We start from the raw sequence: 1,402 nt of genomic DNA, 5'->3' as shown, positions 1-1,402 counted from the left end.
ATAGGATTGATAATCTGGATACCAGCATTAGACACCAAAATATCAATAGCGCCAAAGGTATCAACCAATTTCTGTACACCTTCGTTTACCGCATCTTCAGAGGTCACATCCATCGCAATCGCAAGAGCACGCCCGCCACCTGCTTCAATGGCATCAACCGTTAGCTGTGCTGCTTCAAGATTGATATCGGCAATACCAACCGAAGCGCCTGCTTTTGCATAAGTCTCAGCGATATCACGACCGATACCACTTGCAGAGCCAGTGATTAATGCCACTTTACCTGTCAAATCCTGCTGTAATTGGGTGGACATATAGGTTCCTTATTATGATCTATAAATATTAGGAGATAAATCCTATTGAGCAATGCTAACTGGCGTTTTTTCTTGTAGCTCGTCAAAGCTAACACCATCTGCTAATTCAACCAATTTTAGGCCACTGTCAGTAACGTCTAATACGGCAAGCTCAGTGATGATACGATCAATCACGCCCTTACCCGTCAATGGTAGCTCACAGTTGGCTAAGATTTTTGGATCGCCATGCTTATTGACCTGTTCCATCAATACAATCACACGCTGTACGCCTGCGACCAAATCCATCGCACCGCCCATACCTTTGACCATTTTTTTGGGAATCATCCAGTTAGCAAGGTCACCTTGTTCTGAGACTTCCATGGCGCCTAATATCGCTAAGTTGACATGACCACCGCGAATCATCGAAAAGGACTCTGAACTACTAAAATAACTGGCCCCTGCTTCTGCGGTCACGGTTTGCTTGCCTGCATTAATCAGATCGGCATCAACGGCGTCTTCGGTTGGAAACTCACCAATACCCAGCAAGCCGTTCTCTGATTGTAGCCATACGTCTACGCCCTCAGGAATATAGTTAGCGACTAGCGTTGGTAGACCAATGCCTAAGTTGACATAATAGCCGTCTTGTAGCTCTTTTGCCGCGCGCTGCGCCATTTGTTCTCTTGTCCATGCCATGCTGATTTCCTTATTTTTTACGATGTTCTATTGCTATTCATCTAAATCGTTAGTTATCTAAACAATTAGCTATCTAAGTTATTATCAATCTAAAAACTGACCATAAGTCTCAACCATGATTTTATCTAAGCGCCTTCTACCGCTTTAGTCGTGGTTTTTTCGATACGTTTTTCAGGGCTAGCATTCAATACAATACGTTGCACAAAAATACCTGGTAGATGCACTTCATCTGGATCAAACGTGCCTGTCTCGACGATTTCTTCGACTTCGACGATGGTGATTTTTCCCGCCATCGCGCAGTCTGGATTGAAGTTGCGAGCGGTCTTATTAAATATCAAGTTACCGGCTTTATCAGCCTTTTGTGCTTTGATGAGTGCCACATCCGCACGCAGTGAATGCTCTAACACATAAGTACGACC

At 44.2% G+C, this 1,402-nt stretch carries 3 protein-coding genes; all 3 read right to left on the bottom strand.

Annotated features, from left to right (window positions below):
- Positions 1-311, bottom strand: a 311-nt coding sequence (locus B3V51_RS01325) for an SDR family NAD(P)-dependent oxidoreductase (RefSeq protein ID WP_286707835.1), incomplete at its 3' end; no start/stop codon positions are given.
- Positions 312-353: 42 nt separating this feature from the next.
- Entirely contained in the window at positions 354-983 is a 630-nt protein-coding gene (locus B3V51_RS01320; protein ID WP_286707834.1) for a 3-oxoacid CoA-transferase subunit B, read from the bottom strand.
- A 125-nt stretch (positions 984-1,108) separates the two neighbouring features.
- Positions 1,109-1,402: CoA transferase subunit A (locus tag B3V51_RS01315; RefSeq protein ID WP_286707833.1), on the bottom strand; the 294-nt coding region annotated here is incomplete at its 5' end.

Source organism: Psychrobacter sp. UBA2514 (assembly GCF_002341255.1).
GTDB classification, from domain to species: Bacteria; Pseudomonadota; Gammaproteobacteria; order Pseudomonadales; family Moraxellaceae; genus Psychrobacter; species Psychrobacter pacificensis.
Note: the sequence above shows the minus strand (reverse complement) of the source record. Positions and strands in the feature narration are given on the sequence as shown.